Annotated in this window: 5 protein-coding genes; 3 read left to right on the plus strand and 2 right to left on the minus strand. The window is 76.3% G+C overall.

Annotated features, from left to right (window positions below; translation table 11 throughout):
* Positions 1 to 239: 239 nt before the first annotated feature.
* A complete protein-coding gene (locus ACO1BR_RS23445) occupies positions 240 to 1,679 on the plus strand; it encodes a sensor histidine kinase (protein ID WP_426797051.1) in 1,440 nt (479 codons plus the stop codon).
* A gap of 113 nt (positions 1,680 to 1,792) precedes the next feature.
* Here the strand turns inward: ACO1BR_RS23445 and ACO1BR_RS23450 are convergent, their stop codons facing one another.
* Together ACO1BR_RS23450 and ACO1BR_RS23455 are read right to left on the minus strand one after the other, a co-directional pair.
* Entirely contained in the window at positions 1,793 to 2,353 is a 561-nt protein-coding gene (locus ACO1BR_RS23450; protein WP_426797052.1) for an SUKH-3 domain-containing protein, read from the minus strand.
* An 8-nt stretch (positions 2,354 to 2,361) separates the two neighbouring features.
* Complete coding sequence (locus ACO1BR_RS23455; protein ID WP_426797053.1) at positions 2,362 to 2,895, minus strand: YwqJ-related putative deaminase; 534 nt, start codon at positions 2,893 to 2,895, stop codon at positions 2,362 to 2,364.
* 343 nt (positions 2,896 to 3,238) lie between these two features.
* Here ACO1BR_RS23455 and ACO1BR_RS23460 point away from each other — a divergent pair, with 343 nt between their 5' ends.
* Both ACO1BR_RS23460 and ACO1BR_RS23465 read left to right on the plus strand, forming a co-directional pair.
* Entirely contained in the window at positions 3,239 to 4,246 is a 1,008-nt protein-coding gene (locus ACO1BR_RS23460; RefSeq protein WP_426797054.1) for an HNH endonuclease, read from the plus strand.
* A 5-nt stretch (positions 4,247 to 4,251) separates the two neighbouring features.
* A complete protein-coding gene (locus ACO1BR_RS23465; protein ID WP_426797055.1) occupies positions 4,252 to 7,248 on the plus strand; it encodes an SUKH-4 family immunity protein in 2,997 nt (998 codons plus the stop codon).
* Positions 7,249 to 7,281: the final 33 nt, after the last annotated feature.

The following is a 7,281-nucleotide window of genomic DNA, read 5'->3' on the forward strand; positions in this document are numbered from 1 at the left end:
CCCATTTCTGGATCTTCCCGGCTCCTCTCGATCCTCCCCGGCCATTCCTCCCTTTCTCGACCATCCCGGCGTTTCCCGGCGTTCTCCTCTCCCGGTGCTCCCGTGAAGGCGGCGGGCCGTGGAAATGCCAACGATTCAGCAGTTCACGGGATATCTGGTCGTAACGGTCGGTAATGGGCCAGACCCGTGCCCGTGCACGGAACCGGGGAACGGCGAGCGGCGCCCGTACGCTGGTCGGTATGACCGCAACGGGGGCAAGGGAGAGCGTGGCTGCGCGAGGGGGGCCGGGGGGCGGTCCCTGGTGGTGGGCGCGGCGGCGCAGCGCCGTGCTGGACGTGCTGCTGGCGGTGGCGTCCACGGCGGAGTGCATGGCGGAGGGGATTCCGTTCGCGCACACGGTGGGGGTGCCCGAGGCCCTCGGGATACTCCTCGGCCTGGCGGCCGGGCCGGTGCTGCTGCTGCGCCGGCGGTGGCCGGTCGTGGTGGTGCTGGTCTCGATAGCCGTGATGCCCGCCCAGATGGGCGGGCTGCTGAGCACGGTGGGGCTCTACACCCTCGCCGCCTCGGACGTGCCGCGCCGGATCACCGGGCTGCTGGCCGGGATGACGGTGGTGGGGACCGTGGTGACGACGTTCCTCGGCATGCGGCAGGACCTGACGCCGCAGCACGACTTCCATTCGCCGGCGTGGGTCGTGCCGGCGATGGCGCTGGCGGTGGGGCTGGTCCTGACGGCGCCGCCGGTGCTGTGGGGGCTGTACGTCGGCGCCCGGCGGCGGCTGGTGGAGAGTCTGCGGGAGCGGGCGGACGGTCTGGAGCGCGAGCTGTCGCTGCTGGCGGACCGCGCCGAGGAGCGGGCCGAGTGGGCCCGTAACGAGGAGCGCACCCGGATCGCGCGGGAGATGCACGACGTGGTCGCGCACCGGGTGAGCCTGATGGTGGTGCACGCGGCGGCGCTGCAGGCGGTGGCACTCAAGGACCCTCAGAAGGCGGCGAAGAACGCGGCGCTGGTCGGGGACATGGGGCGGCAGGCGCTGACCGAGCTGCGGGAGATGCTGGGCGTGCTGCGGACGGCCGAGGGGGCGGCGGTGCGGGGCGCCGCGGGGTCGGACGAGCCGGAGCGGCTGGTGGCGGTGGCGTCGCAGGCAGTGCGGCCGGCGCCGGTGGCCGGCGCCGGTGCGGCCGCCGCGGCGCCGGGCGAGCCGGAGGGGGACGGGCCCTGCCTGGCCGAGCTGGGGGATCTGGTGGGGCAGTCCCGGGCGGCCGGGATGGCGGTGGAGCTGTCGGTGGAGAGCGCGGCCGGGGCCGCGGAGCACGGTGCCGGTGCCGCGGGCGGCGGTGCCGGGCGCCGGTATGCGGCGCGGGTCGAGCAGACCGTCTACCGGGTGGTGCAGGAAGCGCTGACGAATGTGCACAAGCACGCGCCGGGCGCGCGGGCTCGGGTGCGGCTGGCGCACCGGGCCGGCGAGGTGGCGGTGCAGGTGGAGAACGGTCCGTCGGAGCGCGGGGCGACGGACGCCGGGCTGCCGAGCGGGGGCAACGGCCTGGTGGGGATGCGGGAGCGGGTGACGGCGCTGGGCGGCGTCTTCGTCTCGGGTCCCACGGACGCGGGGGGCTTCCGGGTGTCGGCGGTGGTGCCGGTGGCCGGTGCGGGCGCCGGGGCCGCGGCCCCGGCCGGTTGAGGTGAGGCGGACGGCGACGTGACCGGCTGAGCGGGGCGCCTTCGCTCCCGGCCCGGTGTCCCGGTGCCGGCCGCCGCGTCACTGCGCTGCGGCGGCTCGTCGGCTCGGTTCGCTCAGTCCGCCGCGACCGTCAGCCGGCTCGGGCGGGTGCCCAGGACGAGGGTGCTCAGGGCCTGGTCGAGGTCCGGGCCCAGGTACCAGTCGCCGGTGTGGTCGAGGCTGTAGACGCGGCCCTCGGTGTCGATGGCGAGGGTGGCCTGGGGGTGGGTGGTGCCGCGGGTGGTCTTGGTGTCGGGGAGTTCTTCCCGGCCGAGGGGGGCCACGCCGGTGCCGAGGGCGCGGCCGAGGTCGCCGAGGGTGCGGGCGAGGTGGAGCCCGTGCAGCGGGTCGATGGCGAACGGGGTGGGCGCGATGTGGCGGCCGGGGCCCGGGCCGGTGATGTGCAGGCCGCCGAACTCGGCCCAGGCTTCGACGGCGGCGGCGAAGACGGTGTGGCGGTGGCCGGCGGGCGAGGTGTGGGCGCGGAGCGTGTCGGCCCAGTGCTCGGCCTGCTTTATGTCCCAGCGGCCGGGCTGCCAGCCGGCGTCCTGGAGCGCGACGTCCACGGCGGCGGGGAAGCGCGTGGAGCCGGTGCGCTCGTGGGCGGGGGTGCGCGGCGCGGGGGTGGGCGGCATGGTGGCGGTCAGCTCCCTTGGGGCGTCGTCGCCCCGATGGGCATGACGCCGAAGTGGGCGAGGAGGGCGTCGCAGGAGCGGCAGGGCGGTGCGTAGCTGCCGTGCTCGGGGTCGCCGTCCTCGCGGATGTGACGTGCGGTGATCTTGGAGTGTTTCAGGGCGCGGCGAGCCTCGCCGTTGGTGAGGGGCTTGCGGGAGGCGCGTTTGCCGCGGTTGGCCTCGACGGCGGTGAGGTGGCGGGAGAGCAGGACGGCCTCGGGACAGCGCCCGGTGAAGCGGTCGCGCCGGTCGGTGGCGAGGGTGTCGAGGAAGTCCTGTACGAGGGGGTGCAGGGTGGGGGGCTGTTCCGCCTTGCTGGCCGTACAGGTGAGAGTTTGTCCGCGTACGGACAGGGCGGCGCCGATGGTGGGGAGGATGCCGTCGCGGCGGTGGCGGAGGACCGGGGCGCGGTCGGTGTCGGCGGTGCCGCTCCAGCCGATGCGGGGGTCGCCGGTGGCACGGGGGTCGCCGGTGGTCGATGTCTGGTGTGCCGTGGTGCTCATGGTGGTGCTTCCCTCCCTGCAATCCCCCCGGTTGCGGAGTCAGACTGCCAAATGTGCTGGGCGTTGCGGTAGTCGGGCGCGCTGTCAGGGATGTCACTGGGCTGTGACGGTTCGTCGGATGCTCGGTAACGGGGCTGGTGGGCGGGGTTCCGCGGGGTGGTGCCGGGGGCCGTGGGGGCCTGGGTGACGGCGGTGTGTCACGGGGCTGACGTGGGTGGGCGGGGGCGGTTGGGGGAGTCGCCGCGCGGCGGCGCCGTTGAGGGGTGGGGACGGGCGACGGGCGGGCGTTGCGGCACCGCATAGGCTGTGCCCCAAAGCCAGCTTCAGCCAGGGGGCAACCGCGATGACGACAGGTCGGCAAGGGCTGGGGGCGCATCCCGGCCTCCAGGCCGGAGGACGTCCCGCGCCACCGAACTCGGCCTACGCCGGGCAGGTCGTGCATTTCCCGGATCCGGTGCGTGCCGCGCGCCATCCGGCCGGGGTGCGGATGGACGGGAACGGTTTCCCGGACTTCTCGCCGTACGCCCGCGCTGCGGCGGAGATCGCCGAGCCGCCGGAGGGCTTCGGCGTCGACGAGCTGCGGCTGACGGACTACGTGTCGGCGAACGCGGCGCTGCACGCGCAGGGCCACGAGCTGTGGATAGACGTGCCCGCGGTGGCGACGCCGCACGGCTGGACCTGGCATCACGTGGCGGGCACCCGGCGCATGGAGCTGATCCCGGTTGAGGTGAAGGCGCTGCTGCGGCACCACGCGGGGCTGGCGACGGCCGCGGTGGCGCACGACAAGCGGGGCACCCGGCCGTTGCAGGAGACCCGGCCGGTGCACTTCGGCCTGCCGCGGCGCGAGCTGTCGGTGACCGAGGAGCAGCTGGCACAGGCCGAGGAGGCGCTGGGCTACCGCCTGCCGGGCGCCTACCGGTCGTTCCTGAAGGCGGCGGGCGGGTGCGCGCCGGTGGGCGCGGCGCTGGACGCGGAGCTGGGGCTGCTGGTCGACCAGCCGTTCTTCACGGTGCGGGACGACGCGGCCCTGAACGACCTGATCTATGTCAACAAGTGCCTGCGGGACCACTTCACCAAGGACTATCTGGGAGTGGCGTTCGCGCAGGGCGGTGTGGTCGCGGTGAAGGTGCGCGGCGAGGGACTGGGCTCGGTGTGGTTCTGCCCGTACGACGACGCCCGCGACCAGGACGGTCTGGCGGTGCAGGAGCGGGTGGCGCGGCTGCTGCTGCCGTGCGGTGCGGATTTCGACGAGTTCCTGGAACGGCTGGCGGGCAATCCGCCGGAGCTGGAGACGGTGGCGAACCTGATGGTGGACGGCGGCTTCGCGTACGCCGTGCCGGTGGGGGGCTGATCGCGGTGGTGACGTTCGCGCAGGCGCAGGAGCGCGCGGAGGAGTGGGTGAACGGCGATGTGCCGGCGCCGCTCCAGCGCGAGGTGCGGGTACGGGAGTTCGACCTGGGCTTTGTCGCCTGGGCGGAGGACCGCGAGGCCGGTCCGGGGGCCGACGGTGGCCGCAGCCGGCTGGTGATCGCCCGGGACAGCGGGGAGACGACGCTGTGGCCGGGGCTGACGGTGGGCGAGGTGATCCGCCGGTACGAGGAGCAGTACGGCACGCCGGTCGACGGCGGGCACGCGCCGGAGGCACCGCCGCAGCGGATCGATCTGGAGGCCACGTCGTTCCTGCTGACGCCGCCCGAGTGGCTGCAGGAGGCGGCGGACGCGATCGGGATCGGCGGTCGCAAGGGCACCGGCGGCACGGGCACGGGCGACGGCGCGGGTTCGCCGGCCGGGCAGGCGTCCGGCCCCGACGCGGGTCCCGGTTCGGGGCCGGATTCCGCTTCCGGCCCCCCTGCCGGCCCGGCCGCCGCGGACGCCTGGGCCGAGGTGAACGTGAACGACGCCGCGGCGCCCCCTTCCCCAACTCCGACTTCCACTCCACCTCCTTCCCCCGCGGTGCCGAGTGCGGCCTCCGGCGGGGAGACGCCGTGGGCCGCAGCGGACACCACCTCCGACGACGACGGCGAGGACCGGTCGGTGGGGCTGCCGCAGACCGTGTTCGCGCCGCCGCTCGCCGGTTTCGACGCGGCGGACGACACCCCTTCGGCGCCGCGGGCGCGGCCCGACGCGAAGACCGAACTGCTGCACGGCGGCAGCCAGTTGCCGCGTACGCAGGTGGCTCCCGTGCTGGGTTCCCCGGACGGCGGGCAGCCGGGTCCGGGCGGCCCCGGTGGGCTGCCCGCGGCTCCGCCGATGCCGTCGGCACCGCCGCCGATGCCGCCCGCGCCGCCCGGGATGATGCCCCCGCCCCCGCCGACCGGCCCGTCCCTGCCCCCGCCGGGGCTGCCGGACCTGCCGCCGCCGTCCGGGTCGCCGGTCGCCGATGTGCCGCCGCCGCCCGGTGTGGTGCCGCCGCCGTCGGGGCCCCTGCCGCCCCCGGTGCCTCCGTACTCGGGCGGGGTGCATGCCGTGGCGACGATGCCGGCCGACGGCGCGTCACCGCCCGGTAACGCCGGGGGCCCGCCGCCGCCTCCCGGCGCACCCGGTCTTCCCGGGGCGGGCCGGACCGGTGGACCGGACCCGGAGGCGGTCGCGGCCGAGGCGACGCAGAAGTCGGACGCGCGCCCCGGTGACGGCCCGGCACCCTCCGGCCCCGGTGCGCCCGGTGCGCCGGCCGGCGGGTACGTACCCACGCAGCTGGTGTCCCAACTGGACGCCGCGGACCTGGACTTGAGTGCGGTGGACGGGCCTTCGCACGGCGGTGCGGCCGGTGGGCCGGGCGCCTCCGGTACGGCCGGTCCCGGTGCGGGCGGTCCCGGCGGCGGGGTGCATGCCGCCGCGACGATGCTGGCCGACGGTGCGGCGCTGCAGGCCGGCATGCCCGGCGCCGGTCCGGCGAACGGTCCGGGCGCCGGCGGTCCCGGCGCGCCGCCGCCGCCCGCGCCTCCCGGTGCGCTCGGCGCGCCCAAGCCCCCGGGGGCGCCCGGCAAGCCCGGTGCGTCCGCGGGCGGCCGGGGCGCCGGCGGCCAGGGCGGTCCGCCTCCGCCGCCGGCTCCGCCGGGCGCCGTCGGCGGTGGCGTGCACGCCGCGGCGACGATGCTCGCGAGCGGCGCCGCACTGCCGGGTCCCGGTGGTCGGGGCGGTCCGGGTGGCCCCGGTGCTCCCGGTATGCCGCCGTCCGCCGGTCCCGGCGTGCCCCCGCCGGGCGCTCCGGTGGCCCCTCCGGACCTGCCCGGTCCCGCCCCGGCCGCCGCTGGGCCGTACCCCCAGCCGGGCCCGCCCGGTGTGCCCGGCCCCGGCGCGCCCGGTCCCGGTGGTCCCGGCCCCGGTGCGCCCGGCGCGTACGGCTATCCGCAGGCCCCCGGCGGTCAGCCGACCGTCGGCCCCGGATACATGGCCGTGCTGAGCTACCGCGCGCCGGACGGCTCCGAGCAGAAGATCGTGCGCCGCTCGGCTCCCGGGACGCCGCACCCGGAGTGGCAGCTGCTGCACGAGCTGCGCGCGATGAACGTCCCGCCGCAGCAGGTGGTGGAGCTGCACACCGAGCTGGAGTGCTGCGACCTGCCCGGTGGCTACTGCGCCCGGATGATCCGGGAGACCTGGCCGCAGGTGCGGATCAGCCACACCGCCGCGTACGGCCGGGACCACGCCTCGCGGCAGCAGGGCGTGCGCCATCTCGTGGAGCACCAGGGCGAGTTGCACCAGGTCGCGGACGGCCCGGCGCGGCCGGCGCCGGTCCGGGCGCCGCTGCCGCACCCGTCGCAGGTGCAGCCGGCGATGCCGGTGCCGCCGCCGGCGATCGGGCAGGAGCTGGAGCAGGCGTTCGGCCCGCAGGGGATATTCCGCTTCGACCAGCGGGCGGTCTCCCGGCAGGGCGTACCGGACGTCGTGGCGCAGATGCTGGTGTGGGCCGGGCTGCCGGTCGACTTCGGGCCGTTCTTCTGGGCGCAGGCGCAGCCGGGCCGCCCGGTGCCGACGCTGGCGGAGCTGGCGGCGGAACGCGGTGTGCAGCCAGCGCCGGACGCGGGCTCGTACCTGGTCATGGGCAACGACTTCGGCCGTCAGCTGTGCGTCCAGTACGGGACCGCGAACATCGTCGCGGTCCCACTGGAGGCCGGGCCCGGCGGGCAGCCGATGGCGCCGCAGTTCGTGAACACCGGGCTGCCGGAGTTCGTGCGCTGCCTGGCGATGCTGGGGCGGATGTGGCGGCTGCGCTACGGGCTGACGCCGGAGCAGGCGGGCCGCTGGACGGTCGACTTCCAGGCGCAGCTGGTGGCGCTGGACCCGCCGGCACTGGGGTCGCCGGAGACCTGGTGGTCGGTGCTGCTGGAGCAGATGTGGGACGGCCTGTTGTAGGACAGGACCTGGGGCCGCGCCGGGTCGGCTGAC

The sequence above is a fragment of the Streptomyces sp. YGL11-2 genome (assembly GCF_050054615.1).
Lineage (GTDB): Bacteria > Actinomycetota > Actinomycetes > Streptomycetales > Streptomycetaceae > Streptomyces.

Excerpts from the sequence above, each read along its gene's own strand:
- ACO1BR_RS23450 (WP_426797052.1), bottom strand. The coding sequence starts at position 2,353 with ATGCCGCCCACCCCCGCGCCGCGCACCCCCGCCCACGAGCGCACCGGC.
- ACO1BR_RS23445 (WP_426797051.1), top strand. The coding sequence starts at position 240 with ATGACCGCAACGGGGGCAAGGGAGAGCGTGGCTGCGCGAGGGGGGCCG.
- ACO1BR_RS23455 (WP_426797053.1), bottom strand. The coding sequence starts at position 2,895 with ATGAGCACCACGGCACACCAGACATCGACCACCGGCGACCCCCGTGCC.
- ACO1BR_RS23460 (WP_426797054.1), top strand. The coding sequence starts at position 3,239 with ATGACGACAGGTCGGCAAGGGCTGGGGGCGCATCCCGGCCTCCAGGCC.